At 44.7% G+C, this 16,300-nt stretch carries 14 protein-coding genes; 8 read left to right on the top strand and 6 right to left on the bottom strand.

The features are described 5' to 3' along the window. The first annotated feature begins 412 nt into the window (after positions 1-412). From SNE26_RS07245 to SNE26_RS07215, 7 genes are read left to right on the top strand one after another with little or no spacing between them, the layout of a single operon-like run. Positions 413-1,024 carry a TetR family transcriptional regulator gene (locus tag SNE26_RS07245; RefSeq protein WP_321558695.1) on the top strand — a complete coding sequence of 204 codons (612 nt, stop codon included), beginning with the start codon at positions 413-415 and terminating at the stop codon, positions 1,022-1,024. A gap of 57 nt (positions 1,025-1,081) precedes the next feature. Further along, positions 1,082-2,338 (top strand): TolC family protein, encoded by a 1,257-nt coding sequence (locus SNE26_RS07240; RefSeq protein ID WP_321558694.1) that lies wholly within the window; start codon positions 1,082-1,084, stop codon positions 2,336-2,338. A gap of 1 nt (position 2,339) precedes the next feature. After that, positions 2,340-3,278, top strand: coding sequence for an HlyD family efflux transporter periplasmic adaptor subunit (locus tag SNE26_RS07235; protein ID WP_321558693.1), 939 nt, complete (start codon positions 2,340-2,342; stop codon positions 3,276-3,278). Between the two features lies 1 nt (position 3,279). Further along, on the top strand, positions 3,280-4,221 hold the full coding sequence (locus SNE26_RS07230; protein WP_321558692.1) for an ABC transporter ATP-binding protein: 942 nt from the start codon (positions 3,280-3,282) through the stop codon (positions 4,219-4,221). Further along, positions 4,211-4,954, top strand: a complete 744-nt coding sequence (locus SNE26_RS07225; protein WP_321558691.1) for an ABC transporter ATP-binding protein — start codon at positions 4,211-4,213, stop codon at positions 4,952-4,954. Before SNE26_RS07230 ends, SNE26_RS07225 begins: the two co-directional genes overlap by 11 nt. Next, positions 4,955-6,061 (top strand): ABC transporter permease, encoded by a 1,107-nt coding sequence (locus SNE26_RS07220; RefSeq protein ID WP_321558690.1) that lies wholly within the window; start codon positions 4,955-4,957, stop codon positions 6,059-6,061. It begins immediately after the preceding gene. Further along, positions 6,058-7,182 (top strand): ABC transporter permease, encoded by a 1,125-nt coding sequence (locus SNE26_RS07215; RefSeq protein ID WP_321558689.1) that lies wholly within the window; start codon positions 6,058-6,060, stop codon positions 7,180-7,182. The genes SNE26_RS07220 and SNE26_RS07215 overlap by 4 nt, the downstream gene beginning before the upstream one ends. A 188-nt stretch (positions 7,183-7,370) precedes the next feature. Here the strand turns inward: SNE26_RS07215 and SNE26_RS07210 are convergent, their stop codons facing one another. The 6 genes from SNE26_RS07210 to SNE26_RS07185 form a co-directional block, all read right to left on the bottom strand. Continuing rightward, a complete protein-coding gene (locus SNE26_RS07210; RefSeq protein ID WP_321558688.1) occupies positions 7,371-7,952 on the bottom strand; it encodes a TetR/AcrR family transcriptional regulator in 582 nt (193 codons plus the stop codon). Between the two features lie 12 nt (positions 7,953-7,964). Continuing rightward, positions 7,965-9,443: a hypothetical protein gene (locus SNE26_RS07205; protein ID WP_321558687.1), complete on the bottom strand. Its 1,479-nt coding sequence runs from the start codon at positions 9,441-9,443 to the stop codon at positions 7,965-7,967. Positions 9,444-9,519: 76 nt separating this feature from the next. Beyond that, on the bottom strand, positions 9,520-10,578 hold the full coding sequence (locus SNE26_RS07200) for an HlyD family secretion protein (protein WP_321558686.1): 1,059 nt from the start codon (positions 10,576-10,578) through the stop codon (positions 9,520-9,522). 24 nt (positions 10,579-10,602) lie between these two features. Then, positions 10,603-11,916 carry a TolC family protein gene (locus tag SNE26_RS07195; RefSeq protein WP_321558685.1) on the bottom strand — a complete coding sequence of 438 codons (1,314 nt, stop codon included), beginning with the start codon at positions 11,914-11,916 and terminating at the stop codon, positions 10,603-10,605. A 48-nt stretch (positions 11,917-11,964) separates the two neighbouring features. Next, a complete protein-coding gene (locus tag SNE26_RS07190; protein ID WP_321558684.1) occupies positions 11,965-12,408 on the bottom strand; it encodes a MarR family transcriptional regulator in 444 nt (147 codons plus the stop codon). A 326-nt stretch (positions 12,409-12,734) separates the two neighbouring features. Continuing rightward, on the bottom strand, positions 12,735-12,857 hold the full coding sequence (locus SNE26_RS07185) for a hypothetical protein (protein WP_321558683.1): 123 nt from the start codon (positions 12,855-12,857) through the stop codon (positions 12,735-12,737). Positions 12,858-13,145: 288 nt separating this feature from the next. On the opposite strand from SNE26_RS07185, the gene SNE26_RS07180 reads away from it, so the two are divergent. Further along, positions 13,146-16,289, top strand: a complete 3,144-nt coding sequence (locus tag SNE26_RS07180) for a TonB-dependent receptor (protein WP_321558682.1) — start codon at positions 13,146-13,148, stop codon at positions 16,287-16,289. Positions 16,290-16,300: the final 11 nt, after the last annotated feature.

Below are 16,300 nucleotides of genomic sequence, written 5' to 3'. Positions count from 1 at the left end.
GCCTTATTAAGAGTGTTCGAAACAATTTAAAATCTCTTCTCTTTAATTCTATCATTCATAAAAAAGGCCTTAATTTCACCGGAAATGTTTTTTTGGGTGTTCGATTTCCCCAAAAGTATCTATTCTTCCCCCCTCTCAAAATACTGTTGAATTAGTGTATGTTTTCACAATTGCTTTTAGAAAACCTCACGGGCTGGCAGCCATAGATTTGGAGCCAAAAGACGGAAAAAGCTAAAAGAAAACTATAAATTATTTAACAATAAACTTTGGTTAATGAGGGTTAAGCGAAAATATCTGAAATAGTACCCGCGGTTGCATAATCTCTCATGAAATAAAACACAGGGCAATGCAAATTAAACAGCTATTTAAAACATTTGTTCAATTTAATATTAATTGCTATGTTTGTTCCGCAATGAGTAAACAACAATTGGACGCTTCCACAGAAGAAAAGATATTGGCGACAGCCAAAAAGATCTTCACCCAAAAGGGTTATGAGGCGACCAAAGTACGTGATATTGCCGCCGAAGCAGATATCAACCTGTCTTTGGTCAATTATTATTTCCGCAGCAAGGAAAAGCTGTTCGAGCATATCATGGTCGATAATATCAATAAGCTGTTTGAAAAGGTGGGGCCAGTGTTGAACGACGAAAAATCCAGCCTCCAGCAAAAGATCAGTTTTATAGCTGAACATTATATCGATTTATTACTGGAAAATCCTGACCTGCCAAGATTTGTTGTGAATGAGGTGCTTTCCGGCTCCAATAAGATCGAGGCTATTTCCAGCAAACGCGCACTGTTCCAGCAATCACATTTTGCCAAACAAATCTTTGCTTTGCAGGCCGAAGGAAAGATCAAATTTGAGCCGGTACAGGTGATGATGAACCTTATGGGCATGCTCATATTTCCGTTCCTCGGGCAAAAATTGTTTAACAATATTGGCGTACAACCTGCTGGCTTTCGTGAAATGATGGAAGCGCGGAAACAACTGATCCCGGTTTGGATCGATGCTATTATTAACAGTTAAATTTTTTTGCCCCTATATTAAACAACTGTTTAAAACGATTTATCAAATAAAAACGATATGAATAGTAGATACCTATCGTGCCTCGCCTTGGTGTTGACCATTACTGCCGTACAGGCTCAGGAAAAACTGACACTGGCCGAATGCTATCGCCTGGCACGTGAGAATTACCCGGTCATCAAAAAAATGGACCTGATTTCTCAAACCTCGCAGTTCACTTTAGAGAACGCGAACAAGCGCTATTTGCCGCAGATTTCGTTCTCGGGCCAGGCTTCTTACCAATCGCAAACCATCGCCTTTCCATCCGCGCTGGCGGGGGCCTTACCACAGATCAGCAAAGATCAGTACAAAATACAGGGCGAGGTTGATCAGCAGCTCTATGACGGCGGTGCAGTTCATCAGCAAAATGAAGTGACCAAAGCCAATACCGATTTGCAGCGTCAAAACCTGGAAGTGAGCCTGTATACTTTAAACGACAGGGTGAACAATATCTTCTTTTCCATTTTGCTGGTGGATGCGCAGTTGAAGCAAAACGAACTGCAAAAAGGAAACCTGCAAACCCAGGCGCAAAAAACGCAGGCCTCGTTTAACAACGGCGTAGCCTTTCAAAGCAATGTGAACGAGTTGCAGGCCGAGGTGATGAGTACCGATATGGCCACTACAGAATATACTGCCAACCGTACGGCCTACCTGCGGATGCTGTCGCTGCTCATTGGTAAAGAAGTAACTTCCTCTGCACAGCTTCAAACACCCGGCGCAATTTCCCATACCGGCGATATCAATCGTCCCGAGCTGAAAGCATATGACCTGCAAAAGTCAGTTTATGATGCCCAGGAAAAACAACTTCGTTCAGATTACCTACCCAAGTTCAGCGCCTTTTTCCAGGGTGCTTACGGCAGGCCTACCTTAAATATCGTCGAGAACCAGTTCGGGGCCTGGTATATCACGGGCATCCGTTTAAACTGGTCGCTGGGCAGCTTATATACTTTAGGCAACTCAAAGAAAATACTGAACCTCAACCGCCAGTCAGCCGATGCGGATAAAGCAACTTTTTTATTGAACACCAAAATGGACCTGGCGCAGCAGGATGAGCAGGTGAAAAAATATAACGACCTGATACAGCAGGATGAAAAAACGATCGCGCTACGGGAATCGGTCACTAAGTCGGCCACTGCACAACTGGAAAATGGCGTGATCACCACCCACGAATATGTCCAGCAGGTGAATGCAGAAAACCTGGCCAGGCAAAACCTCATCCTGCACCGCATTCAATTAGTACAGGCACAATATAATTTCAACTATAAATCAGGCAATTGATATGAAACGCACCTTATACTTTTTAACGATAGCGCTGCTGCTAAGCGCCTGCAGCCACAAAAATGACTTTGATGCTTCGGGCAATTTTGAGGTTGACGAAGTAATCGTTTCCGCCCAGCAGAACGGGCAATTACTTTCCTTTACCATACAGGAGGGATCACAGTTAAAAGCGGGTGAACAGGTGGGTCAGATCGATGTAACTACCGCTACACTTCAAAAACAGCAAACCGAAGCATCGATAAAGGCATTAAAAGAAAAGATCAGCAACCCTAATGACCAGGCCGAACTGGTACGCCGTCAGCTGGCTGTACAGGAATCACAACTGGCACAGCAGATCCGGGAGCGCGACCGCACCGCCAACCTTGTCAAAGCCGATGCAGCTACCAAAAAACAACTGGACGATGCTAATGCCGCACTGGATCAGTTGCGCAAGCAGATTGCCGTTACCCGGCAGCAGCTCAAACTGAACACCACAAACACTAATACGCAAAACCGGAGCATTATGAGTGAGCGTGCCCCGATGGAAAAAACGGCCGCACAATACCAGGAGCAAATTAATAAAGGGCAGGTCATTAACCCTTTAACCGGTATCGTTTTAGTGAAATATGCTTTGCAGGGTGAAATGCAAACCATCGGCAAACCCTTATACAAGATCGCCAATACCGATACGCTGACACTTCGGGCTTACGTTACCGGTACGCAGTTGCCGCAGATCAGGATCGGCCAGCAGGTCAAGGCCCGCATCGATCAGGGCGAAAAAAATTATAAATCTTACGACGGGCAGATCAGCTGGATCTCCGACAAATCGGAGTTTTCGCCTAAAACCATTCAAACCAAAGATGAACGCGCCAATTTGGTTTACGCGGTTAAAGTACGTGTGAAGAATGATGGTTACTTAAAGATCGGCATGTACGGTGAAGTGATCTGGTCAAAACCTTAATATGATGCCCGCAGTCTCTCTTAAAAATATCAGTAAAAATTACGGCGACGTAAAAGCTGTGGACAACGTATCCTTTGAGGTAGAAAAAGGCGAACTGTTCGGCCTCATCGGCCCGGATGGTGCCGGCAAGACCTCGATCTTTCGTATACTGACCACTTTATTGTTAGCCGATAAGGGCGCTGCCATCGTGGAAAGCTGCGATGTGGCGAAAGATTACCGCGCCATCCGCAACCAGGTAGGTTATATGCCGGGGCGTTTTTCTTTATATCAGGATCTGACGGTTGAAGAGAACTTGAATTTCTTCGCTACGATATTCGGCACCACCATCCAGGAGAATTATGACCTAATCAAAGATATTTATGAACAGATCAAGCCCTTCAGCAATCGCCGGGCCGGTAAATTATCGGGCGGTATGAAACAAAAGCTCGCCCTGTGCTGCGCGCTGATCCATAAACCAACGGTATTATTCCTTGACGAACCGACCACCGGCGTGGATGTGGTATCCCGCAAAGAGTTTTGGGAAATGCTGGCGAAGTTAAAACAGCAAAACATCAGTATCCTGGTATCTACGCCTTACATGGATGAAGCCAAACTATGTGACCGCATTGCTTTAATGCAAAGCGGCAAGATCATGTCGGTAGACAAACCGGGCAATATTGTACAAAGCTTCCCTAAACCCTTATTTGCCGTCAAAGCTGCGGCTATTTATCAATTATTGCAGGATCTGCGTACTGATGAATCCGTGGAAAGCTGTTATGCTTTTGGCGAGTATCTGCACCTGACCTTGAAGGACGACACCAATGATAGACGAAAAGTAATTGATATGGTAGCTAAGTATCATCATGAAGAGCTGGAAGTGAAGAACGTAACCCCTACCATCGAGGACAGTTTTATCCGCCTGATGCGGGAACAAAATTTAAAGGAGGCCCCTGATGGAAAATAAGGCGATCATCTGTAAGGATCTCACCAAACAGTTTGGTGATTTTAAAGCAGTAGACAAGGTCACGTTCGACGTGAACCAGGGTGAGATCTTCGGTTTCCTCGGTGCCAATGGCGCGGGCAAAACTACCGCTATGCGCATTTTGTGCGGCCTTTCTTACCCAACTTCGGGCGAGGCTACAGTAGCCGGCTTTGATGTATATAAACAACAGGAACAAATCAAACGGAACATCGGCTACATGAGCCAGAAGTTCTCTTTGTATGATAACCTGACCATCCTTGAAAATATAGAATTTTATGGCGGAGTGTACGGTGTATCACGCCCCGAGATCAAAACGCGGAGCCAGGAACTGGTTGCTACGCTTAACCTGGAAAAGGAAGCCAAAAAACTGGTAAGCGAGCTGCCTTTGGGCTGGAAACAGAAGCTGGCTTTTTCGGTAGCGATCTTTCACCGTCCCAAGATCGTGTTTTTAGATGAGCCTACCGGCGGGGTTGACCCGCTTACGCGCCGGCAATTCTGGGACATGATCTACGAAGCAGCTGCCGGCGGTATTACCGTATTTGTAACCACGCATTATATGGATGAGGCCGAATACTGTAACCGCATTACTGTGATGGTGGATGGCCGCGTAGAAGCAATGGATACGCCTGCTAAATTAAAGGAACGGTTCAACACCCATTCCATGGACGATGTTTTTTATGAACTGGCGCGCGGCGCCAAAAGATCGGGGGATTAAATGAAGCAGTTATTAGCCTTTATCCGCAAGGAATTTTATCATGTGTTTCGCGACCGCCGGACCTTGCTCATCCTGTTCGGGCTGCCCATTGTACAAATTGTGCTCTTTGGTTTTGCCCTGAGCAGCGAGGTAAAGAACATCGGCATTACGGTAATGGATAACGCTCATGACATCAATTCGCAGCAGATCGTGAATAAGATCAATACCAGCAGCTATTTCAAAATGAAAGAGCCGGCCAAAAGTTATGCAGATATTGAGCATATGTTCAAAGCAGGCACGGTGAAATGTGCGCTGATCTTCCCGGTCAACTTTGGTGCAGACCTATATCATACCGGCAAAGCCGATGTACAGGTTATCGCCGATGCGTCTGATCCGAATACAGCTACCATTCTTACCAACTATCTTACTAATATTATTACTAATTATCAGCAGCAGCTCAATCCAAACGCCGTCAATGCATACCAGATTATTCCGGATGTACGGCAGCTGTATAACGAGGAGCAGAACGGTTCATTGAACTTTATTCCCGGGGTTATCGCGCTGATCTTCATGATTGTCAGCACTGCGCTTACTTCCGTGTCCGTAGTAAAGGAAAAGGAACTGGGTACGATGGAAATATTACTGGTATCGCCCTTTAAACCCATTATGGTACTGGTTGCCAAAGCGGTGCCTTATTTGGTATTATCGCTGATCAATTTTGTGATCATCCTGCTGTTATCGGTCTTTCTGCTGGATGTGCAGATCAAGGGGAGCCTGATCTTACTTTTTGCCGAAAGCATTTTGTTCATCATCACCTGCCTGTCGCTGGGGTTACTCATCTCCAACCTCACCAATTCCCAGCAAACGGCTATGCTGATGTCGATGATGGGTATGATGCTGCCTACTATGCTGCTCACGGGCTTTATGTTTCCGCTGGAAAATATGCCCTTAATCTTCCGGATTATTTCGCACCTCATCCCATCCCGGTATTATTATGATATTGTCAAAGCGGTAATGCTGAAAGGGCTTGGGTTCAGTTATGTCTGGAAGGAAACACTGATCCTGGTGGGGATGGCAACGGCGCTGTTAACGCTGGCATTGAAAAACTTTAAGATCAGATTGTCATGAAAGTATTAAGGTTTATATTACAAAAAGAGTTCCGCCAGATCTTCCGCGACAAAACGATACTGGCTATGATGTTCGCTATGCCTACCATCCAGCTGATCATCATGCCGCTGGCCGCCAACTTTGAGGTGAAGAACATTAATGTGGCTTATGTTGACCATGACCATAGTACCTATTCAGAAAAACTAATCAATAAAATCGGTTCTTCCGGTTACTTTAGAATTGCAGGCTCGCCTGATTCTTACACCAATGGCCTTAAAATGATTGAGGACGGGGATGCCGACCTGGTATTGGAGATACCACCCGGCTTTGAGCGCAACCTCGTACGCGAAGGCATCCAGCACGTTAATGTCTCGGTCGATGCCATTAACGGCACCAAATCATCCATCGGTGGCGGTTACCTGATGGCGGTTATCGGTGACTTTAACAGCAGCCTGGACGTCAATATCAAATCGCCGCACGGCAGCGTGTCCTTAACTACAACCAGCATTGCGGTCAAAAGCGCCAATTGGTATAATCCCCGCGCCGAGTACAAATACTATATGGTGCCCGGCATTCTGGTTTTGTTGCTTACACTGATCGGCGGCTTTATCACCGCGCTGAACATTGTACGGGAAAAGGAGATCGGCACCATCGAGCAGATCAACGTAACCCCTATCAAAAAATGGGAGTTCATTTTAGGCAAACTTATTCCTTTTTGGATAGTCGGCATGATCGTTTTCACTGTAGGCCTGACCGTCATGTATGTGGTTTACGGCATTTTTCCTAAAGGCAGCTTGCCATTACTTTATCTGTTTGCAGCCATCTATCTTATCGCGCTGTTAGGACTGGGTTTATTGATCTCCACCTTTGCCGATACCCAATTGCAGGCTATGTTCGTCGCTTTTTTCTTTATGATGATCTTTATGCTGATGAGCGGTTTTTTCACGAGCACCGACAGTATGCCGGGCTGGGCGCGACAAATCTCCGACTTTACCCCGGTTACGCATTTCATCAGCGTCGTCCGGCTCATTGTGCTCAAGGGCAGCGGCTTTGCAGAAGTAGGCACCGAGTTGCTTTATCTCGTTGGTTTTGCCATTCTTTTAAATTCGCTGGCTATTTTAAATTACCGGAAAACAACATAATTATGAATTTATCTAACAACAAAATACTCATTACCGGTGGCGCTACCGGGATTGGGCGGGGTTGACCGAACGATTTGCAGAGGAGACAACACATCGTTGCGCGATGAAAATACCCGGTACGCTGTCACCTTCAACAACCAAACAAAAGTTTGAATTAAATACGATCAGTTTCGATAATTGAATAATTATTATTTGATTTTCAGCTCATCCAGATAACTTTTGTAAAATTTGGCTATCCTTACGTCGGGCGGTCCTAATGAATGAATGACGAACTCTTTGGGAAGCACGGCCCAGTTATAGAATACACCCAAAAGAATAGCGCTTGTCAGTTCTACATCCACCAACCTCATCTCCTGAGCAGCTATAGCTTCAGTCATAATAGCTTTGATCAACTGGTATTTTTTTTCCAAAAAGAAATTGATGGCTACGGCTGAACCGGTTGAGCTTGGGAAAAACCGTTCATGCAGCAGCAATCTGAAAAAGCTTTCATGATTTTTAATGAGGTAAATATGCTGATCCATGATCGCGTCAAGCTTTTGCAGGGCGCTAAGATGGTTGAGCTTCGCTTTTTTATTAACTTTTTCGAAGCGGGCGATACCGCGCTCCAGTACCATTTCCAGCAGTTGTTCTTTCGAACCAAAGTAATAAGACAGCATGGCCGGATTAACACCTGCTTGTGTTGCGATGGCCCGGGTTGAACTTTCCTGGAAGCCATGCAAGGCAAATAGGTCTTCGGCAGCGTCAAGGATCAGTGTTTGCTTATCGTTCATGTCAGTTATAAATTATACAGGTATGGACTGCGCCACCTCTTTACCATAAAAAGGTTTTTTCCAATCAAACACCACACGTTTATCTGAGCCGTGAAAAGGAAACACGATCAGAAAGGCCAGCATAACGAAACCCACCAGGATCAGCAATCCATAAACGTCCCGGATTGCCAGTAGTGTAGCCTGCGTTTTAACATTGTAAAACAGGCTTGCATTTCTGGCCGCCACAAATGGACTCAAGCTATCCATATTTGCCGCAAGCTTATCCGTATAGCGTACGGTACCACCGTAAATCATATTACTATAAAATGCAGTTCCGATGGCAGGCGCAAAAAGTGAACGCATGGTGATGATAAGCAGCGTGATATCATTGATAAGCACATAGGATATATTACTGGTCACATAGATCCCCACACTGATATAAGCGATAACAGTAGCCATAGCGCGCAGGAACATCGGCAGGAACAGATCGCCCGGCGCAGTATAAACGCTTGTGAGGCGGTACATCAGTAAATTGGAAAGCAGGTACGATGCGCAGCATACCGCGGCCATGGTGTTGAACCTGGTAAATTTCCGGTAGTATAAAAAACATAAAGTCGTACCTGTCAGATAGCCGGGAATGACATAGGTATTGATCTGCGCGCTTTCAACCGGATTGTTCCTGAATACAACATTTAGAAAAGGTGAGATCAGCGCGCTGGTACTAAAAAACAAACAAAACATCCCCAGGATACTTACCCCAAGCATAGGTTTCCATTGCTTTAAAAAATTGAAGTTCATTAATGGCCTTCGTACAGCCAGGCTTTGGCGGATAAAAAGCATTCCACTGATAATCGCGCCGGCTGAGGCCAATTTAACTTTTACAGAATTGAACCAATCTTCGGTAACGCCATAAGCAAATACATAGCAGCACAGGATGAGGGTTATGCTATAAAGCACAGTGCCCAGCCAGTCATATCCGTACAATGGTACTTTTTTAGATTGCCGGTTAGGATGCACCAAAAAAACAATGATGAGTAAGCCTGTAAATAAAAAAAGATTTTGGGTGTGTAAACCGAATTTCCAGCCCCAGTGGTCGGCTATAATTGCCGATAAAAATCCTGATACCGGGCCAAATACCAGCGAAAGCGGATAGTAAATGCAATAGAGCTGATAGCGTTCGCCACGTGGCATAAGGATCGGTATCAGGGAAATGACGACGATAAGCGTTGCGATCATTTTGATGAACCCGATAGTAAAGGAGATCATCACCATGGCCAGAGGCTGATCAGTAACCGTGTACAGGAAATTCAAGAAGATCAGTACCGGAAAGATGAGGCAAAGCAATGTTTTCTTTGCGCTGAATTGCTGTAGCCTCAAAGTGAGCGGCAACACACTTGCCATGCCGGCGGTATAAGCAAAACTGGCCATGGTGAGGTCTGCGGCAATGGAATTTTGGGAGCCTACCACATAACCTGACACGGTGGAAGGAATGCCACCATTGAAGGAAAGCATGATACTTAGAAACAAGAGCAGCCAAAGATCCAGACACTCGGGCACCCAACTGTGAAACACGCGGTTGTTCATCGATTTAGTCTTTTATTAGTTTTACCTCGGCATTCATACCGGCCCGAAGTGCAGCCAGGTCTTCATGGTTGTTTTCGCCGGCAAAGTCTATTTTAACAGGGATCCGTTGTTGCACTTTAACAAAGTTGCCGGTGGAGTTATCTACCGGAACAGCTGAAAAGCGGCTACCGGTGGCCTCCGAAATGGCAGCAACCCGGCCGCGAAAAGTTTTACCGGTAAGGGCGTCAATCCTGATCTGCACCGCCGAACCGACTTGTAATTTGCCGATCTGCGATTCGGAGTAATTGGCGGTAACCCATTTGCCGTCACCACGCACGAGACTGACAAGCGGTTGCCCTGCCTGCATCAGCTGGCCTTCTTCAATGATCTTCCGGCCCACAACGCCATTATAAGGAGCTGTAATTACAGTATAAGACAAGTTAAGTTTGGCCATGTCTACGGCTGCCCGGGCTTTTTGAACGGCAGCGTCCGCCACGGCTACCCGTTTGCCGGTTTGGCTGGTAGTTAAGGATGATCCCTGTTGCTGGGCCTGCAATGCCCTGTACTTTGCCTTAGTCGCATCCAGATCTGTTTGTACCTGGTCAAACTGAAACTGGGTCACAATATCTTCTTTCAGCAGGTTTTGGTACCTTTTATAATTGATTTCCATATTATCCAACCTGGCTTTCAACTCATCGAGGTTAGCCCTGGAAACGGCAATACCATTAGCTGCAACATCTGTTCCCGAATTAGCAACAATTTTATTCGCCTGCGCATCGGCCAGCGTGGCTTCAGCCTGCTCCAGTTGGATCTTGTATTCCCGGTCGTCGATCACCACCAGGGTATCGCCCTTTTTTACCTGCTGATGTTCCGAAAAGCTGATAGTTTTGATATAACCGGCCACCCGTGTGTTAACCGGGTTAATATATGCTTCCACCTGGGCGTCGTCGGTAAAAGCCGAACTGTCAAAGTGAAAGAAAACGGTGATCCCCCAGGTGACCGCACCTAAAATGACCAGTGCCGAAAGCACATTAAATATGATGGCCTTTTGCCTGCGCTTATTTGTTTCGTGATGATTTTTCATTGCTGTTGCTTACTTTTATAGTGATTATAATTTTCCGGTTGCTTTTTGGAGCGCGTACCATTGGTAAAGGATATTGATGCCTGCGTTGGCCCGGTTCAGTTCTGTTGTTAATTTGGCCGAACTGGCATCCAGAATGTCGGTAAGCAGTGCCAGCTGATTGAGGTATTTTTTTTCTACTATGCGGTAATTATCATCTGCCAGTAGTTGTGCCTGCTGACGGCGAACCATTTCCGTTTTGGCCTCATTGAATTTGATAAATGCAGCGTTGACGTCCAGTTCGGCCTGTTGTTTTACCTGTTCCGAATAGGATTGCTGCTGTGAGCGTTCTATCTGTGCCAATCTGATCTTGTCTTTGGCGTGGTATAAAGAGGAAACGTTATAGGTTAGCCTGATACCGGCCTGATACACATTATAATAAATATCCTGAGGTGGCAGTATGTTCAGGTAGGGACGTGATAACCCATCACCTGCGTAAAGGCCCAGCTTAGGTAATTTCTCGGCCTTAGCCAGGCTGATATTCTTATCCGCGATACTTTCGTTAATGGTATTGGCCTTTACCGCCGGTCTGAACGCATAGGCCCTATTAAGGTATTCGTTGAAATTGACAGTTTCCAGCTTGTTAGCTGCAATCGTGGTATCTACACCAATCTGCAGGCCGTCGGGCAGGCCTAAAGTTACGGTTAGCTCTTTGTTGATGATAGCAATATTATTATCAACCTGTTCGGCTAATACATCCAGATCGGTGATCTGCAGCTGACTGCGGATCATATCATTTTTAGTGACCATGCCTTCTATATGCAGCCCCTGTATGTTTTTCAACCTGGCTTTGGCCAGCTCTATATTTTTTGCATACACTTTTTTCTGATTGAAAAGGCGGTACAATTCCAGGTATTTACCAACCAGCAACAGGCGTATCGTTTCGCGGTTCTCTTCATAGGTCAGCCCGGCCAGTTGTTCCTGCAGCTTAGCTTTTTTGATGTTGTTGTTGATACTGCTACCGCTGTAAAGGACCTGGCTGGCTTCCAGCGTATAATCATTGGTAAAGTGCGGGGCTGGCACCGTTTCGTTAAAACTGAAATTCGGGTTCAAAATGGTGATGTTGCCGATATACCCGGCGCTGATGCCTGCACTGATCTCCGGCAATTTTGCTGATTTGGCGATCTCCGTGCGTTGTCCGCTTGCTTCAATATTCTGGCGGGAAATTGCTAAGGTCTTGGAGTTTTTTTCAGCCAGGTCAAAAAGATCATTTATACTTAAGACATGGAGGCCCGTACCCTGGGCAGCTACCCGGGCCGGTAGTAATAAAACGAAAAGCCCGTATTTGATTATTTTTTTCATTTGGTTTAAACACATACCGTTCGTGATTGAACTATTAGGGTAAATTTTTTAATTGTTAACCTGACTTAAAATTTTTGATAGCATGATAGTCGCCGTCTGGATCTCCTTTTCGGAAAGCCCTGCACCGAACTGTGTATAGAAATCGTTAAAGATTGGATCCATCTTCTTTTGAAAGGCCTGACCTTCTTTAGTAAGTGTAATGATCTTGTTCCGACGGTCGACGCTGTCTTCCGTCCGGGTAACCAGTTGAAGTTTTACCAGGTTATCGATCAATGGGGTAAGGCTGGCTTTACCTTTTTGCACCGCATTCGCGATCTCCTGCTGGTTCACTTCGTTTTTACGCCACAATACATTTAGTACCTGGAACATTTCATAGCTGATATCGCTGTCCAGTTCTTTGATCCGCCGCTGAAAAAAAGTTTTAACCGCCTGGCGAACGGCAATCAGGTTATCCATAAACGGTACCATCAGATTATCAAATCCCTTTTCCATGATACAAAGTTAATACACGTACAGTTTAAACACGAACTTTTTTTTGATAAACTTCATTCTTCTCTAATTGTTGACAGATCAATGACGTTTAAAGATGTATACAGGCTCTTCTAAACGTCATATAAGCGATATGATCATCATTTAACGCTCCGCCGCCCCAATAATGATCGCCGGCATTTAGTCCGTTCGAAGCAAACAGATCCCCATCGGGTCATTAAACATATCGGACTATTCCCTGCATACTGATACCTTGTCCTCGAGTTAGACACTTACAGCTTTTTGTTAGCACGCATACGTATTTACATACAAAATTCCAATCCCCCTTGTTAAGTGCTTTTTTCAACTAAAAACTCCCCTTTTGTCCCCTCTTTTTTGCTGGTTAGCCCCTTTTGTTTTATGTGTTTTTCAAAGACTTTGCCCTCTTGAATAATCATGCCAAAAATGATCATTCATGTTAACCAATTATTCCAATGAATTAAAAAACATCATGAGAAAAATTCCGAAAGTAGTGGATACTCTTAAAAAAGGGGAACCGCCAGCATCTTAATTGAAAAACACCTCAACGAAAATGCCAGGATAAATTCCTGGTCGGGCAATGATAGGTTATTGTTAACTCCGGGAACTATATGAGCGCTTTAAAATTATGCTTTCGGTTCCCGCTGCGTCATCGACAACAGCATATAATATAACTATCCATACCGGTCAAACCAAACAATTAAATTATTAACAACCCAATTATGAAACGAAAATTACTTATTTCAAATTATTTGTATTCAAAGGGGTTCCGCGCTGCACTTAAAACCCTGGCACTATTTATACTGCCAATAGGTGCTAACGCGTTAACCCCCAATTTAATAAATCACAACAATGGCCCGATAACCGGGCAAATAGCTTCTGATAAAGCAGTTATTACCGTAAAAGGATCCATTATAGACGCTTCCAATGGCCAACCCCTGATAGGTGTCTCTATCAGTGTTAAGGGAACCAACAAAGGTACGCTGAGTGATATTAAGGGCAACTTTCAACTTACTAATGTACCGGATAACGCTGTACTCGTTGTAACCTACATCTCTTACGAAAAAGTTGAAATAGCCGTAAGCGGGAAGACTGATATTGCTATAAAACTTCAGCCCTCAATGAAAACCCTAAACGATGTGGTAGTAGTTGGTTACGGAACGCAGAAAAAAGAAAACCTGACAGGATCTGTAGGTATTGTAAATACACAGGACCTGGAAAGCAGGCCCTTGACAAATACCAGCCAGGCGCTACAAGGTACAGTTTCAGGTGTTTTTGCGCTGCAAAGTTCGGGTAAACCCGGAGATGATAATACCGTCATCGACATCCGAGGGGTAGGAACTTTCGGAGATAATTCCCCCCTGGTATTGGTTGACGGTTTTCCGGGAGCTATCGGAGACGTGAACCCTAATGATGTTCAATCAATCTCGGTGCTTAAAGATGCGGCGTCGTCTGCTATTTATGGTAACCGTGCAGCAAACGGGGTTATTTTAATTACTACTAAACGAGGATCAGCGGGTAAAGTTCGTGTAAACTATAGCGGCTATGCAGGTGTTCAGAGCCCGACAAGGCTACCCAAGGTATTAAATTCTGTTCAATATACAACGCTTTACAATGAGGCAGCCGTAAATTCCGGTTCTGCTCCCCTATATCCTGATTCGACAATTCAAAAATACGCCGCTTACAACAATCCATTATACCCTGATATCAATTACTTCGATGTATACTATGGTAATGCTTATATGCAAAATCACCGTGTAAGCGCTACGGGTGGAAGTGACAATATTAACTATTCATTTATGCTGGGCCATTTGGATCAGGACGGGATCCTGGTTGCTACCAATTATAAGAAAACAGACTTCCGTCTTAATCTTGACAGTTATCACCTAAAAGATAAAAAACTCCGTGTTTCCGGCAATATATCCGGAAACTTGGGGATAAAAAACGAACCGACAGATCTTTGGAATGCTGAATGGTATGCAACCTTGGCGCCAATACATCCGCTTAAAGATGCAAATGGCAGCTGGGTTTCTGTTAACGGTGAACGCAACTATTACGGTGAAATTAAGGAAGGCAGTACAAACCTTACAAAACGTTACAATTTTAGCGGCCAGGCCGAAGCTGAATATAAAATTTTGCCCGGTTTAAGCGCGCAGCTTACCTACGGTTATAATGTTATCTCTACTAACGGAAATGCCTTTCATGCCAATGTAACCTTGCAAAACCAAAATGGAACGGTTACGCAGTTACCTTCAGACCTGACTACAACAAGCGAGATTGACGGCCACTCGTTGCTTACCGGTTTACTGAAATATAATAAGACGATCAATCGTCATTCATTCAATTTATTGGGCGGTTACAGCGAAGAGGAGTTTACTTATGACTGGCAAAACGGCTATCGTGCACATTTCGTAAATAACTCGCAACGTATATTGAATCTTGGCGATGCAGCCACGCAAACCAACAATGCAGGCAGCTATGCCCTTGGCCTTCGCTCTTTTTTTGGTCGTTTTGGCTACGCTTTTGACGAAAAATACTTATTCGAAGCCAATATCAGAAGAGATGGTTCTTCCCGGTTTGCACAAGGCAAGCAATGGGGCACATTTCCATCATTTTCAGCGGCATGGGTAATATCGAAGGAAGGTTTTATGAAAAATATGAGCTGGCTTGATTTTGCAAAAATCCGTACTTCCTGGGGCCGTTTAGGTAATCAGAATATTAGCAATTACTATAATGGCAGCGATATCCTGAGTTCAGGGCAGAATTATTCCTTTGGCGGAACACTTTACTCGGGTGTTGCCATTACGGCAATGACTAACAAAGATCTGACATGGGAAACAGCCCAACAACTTGATTTGGGCCTCGACATTTCCTTGCATAACAACATTGAAATTACCGTAGATTATTTTGATAAAAGAACTAAAAACCTGTTGTTAACTCAGCCCATCCCACTAACAATTGCCCAATCGGCCCCAATGGCTAATGCAGGCGAAGTGCAAAACAAGGGCTTCGAGCTTGGAATCTCGTATAGAAAAACGTTTGATAATGGCATTAAATTAAGGACTTCATTAAACCTTTCACACATTGTTAACAAAGTTACCCAACTGGACGTGCCTCAGCAGCTGACTTCCCCAAAAGCAGTTGTTGTTGGCTCTGCTATAAATTCATTCTACGGATATCAGATGACCGGGATCTACCAGATCTCCGACTTTACATGGCAAAATAACAGCGATGCATCTATCCCTTACGCAAGTCGCACCTATACGCTTAAACCCGGGGTTGTTAAAGTAAGCGATTTCAACGCCCAACCAGGTGACATTAAATATGCAGACCTTAACGGTGATGGTATTGTTGACCAAAATCATGACCGCAAAATTATCGGGAAACAGTTTCCAAGCGTAACGTATGCTTTCAACTTTAATGTGGCCTGGAAAGGCTTTGACCTTGGGGCATTTTTACAAGGCGTACATGGTATGCAAGGTTATACCTACTATGAAATAGCTTCGCCTTTCAGCGGTTTTGCAAACCTCGGTACCTGGTGGTTAAACAGGTGGACTCCACAGAATCCGTCTAATACTTATCCGCGCCTTACCTTGGATGGTGTAAGGAACAATATCCACTCTTCCTTTTACGTGGAAAACGCATCCTATCTGAGGATCAAAAACATCGAATTAGGATATACTTTAAATCCGGCAGCCCTTAAGAAAATAGGCTTAAGCTCACTTAGGATCTACGCGAATGTGCAAAATGCCTTCACGTTCACCAAATTCAAAGGCTTTGACCCGGAACAAACCTCAGACCAAACAAGGGCCGAAGCATATCCGCAGGTTCGTGTTATGACCGCAGGTGTAAATGTTAATTTCTAAATGATAAAATC

The sequence above is a fragment of the Mucilaginibacter sp. cycad4 genome (genome assembly GCF_034263275.1).
GTDB lineage: Bacteria > Bacteroidota > Bacteroidia > Sphingobacteriales > Sphingobacteriaceae > Mucilaginibacter.
Note: the sequence above shows the minus strand (reverse complement) of the source record. Positions and strands in the feature narration are given on the sequence as shown.

What these genes read in the sequence shown, in the direction of transcription:
- SNE26_RS07225 (WP_321558691.1), top strand. Translation starts at nt 4,211, where the DNA reads ATGGAAAATAAGGCGATCATCTGTAAGGATCTCACCAAACAGTTTGGT.
- SNE26_RS07215 (WP_321558689.1), top strand. Translation starts at nt 6,058, where the DNA reads ATGAAAGTATTAAGGTTTATATTACAAAAAGAGTTCCGCCAGATCTTC.
- SNE26_RS07190 (WP_321558684.1), bottom strand. Translation starts at nt 12,408, where the DNA reads ATGGAAAAGGGATTTGATAATCTGATGGTACCGTTTATGGATAACCTG.
- SNE26_RS07180 (WP_321558682.1), top strand. Translation starts at nt 13,146, where the DNA reads ATGAAACGAAAATTACTTATTTCAAATTATTTGTATTCAAAGGGGTTC.
- SNE26_RS07210 (WP_321558688.1), bottom strand. Translation starts at nt 7,952, where the DNA reads ATGAACGATAAGCAAACACTGATCCTTGACGCTGCCGAAGACCTATTT.
- SNE26_RS07220 (WP_321558690.1), top strand. Translation starts at nt 4,955, where the DNA reads ATGAAGCAGTTATTAGCCTTTATCCGCAAGGAATTTTATCATGTGTTT.
- SNE26_RS07245 (WP_321558695.1), top strand. Translation starts at nt 413, where the DNA reads ATGAGTAAACAACAATTGGACGCTTCCACAGAAGAAAAGATATTGGCG.
- SNE26_RS07205 (WP_321558687.1), bottom strand. Translation starts at nt 9,443, where the DNA reads ATGCTTTCCTTCAATGGTGGCATTCCTTCCACCGTGTCAGGTTATGTG.
- SNE26_RS07185 (WP_321558683.1), bottom strand. Translation starts at nt 12,857, where the DNA reads ATGATCATTTTTGGCATGATTATTCAAGAGGGCAAAGTCTTTGAAAAA.
- SNE26_RS07235 (WP_321558693.1), top strand. Translation starts at nt 2,340, where the DNA reads ATGAAACGCACCTTATACTTTTTAACGATAGCGCTGCTGCTAAGCGCC.
- SNE26_RS07195 (WP_321558685.1), bottom strand. Translation starts at nt 11,916, where the DNA reads ATGAAAAAAATAATCAAATACGGGCTTTTCGTTTTATTACTACCGGCC.
- SNE26_RS07200 (WP_321558686.1), bottom strand. Translation starts at nt 10,578, where the DNA reads ATGAAAAATCATCACGAAACAAATAAGCGCAGGCAAAAGGCCATCATA.
- SNE26_RS07230 (WP_321558692.1), top strand. Translation starts at nt 3,280, where the DNA reads ATGATGCCCGCAGTCTCTCTTAAAAATATCAGTAAAAATTACGGCGAC.
- SNE26_RS07240 (WP_321558694.1), top strand. Translation starts at nt 1,082, where the DNA reads ATGAATAGTAGATACCTATCGTGCCTCGCCTTGGTGTTGACCATTACT.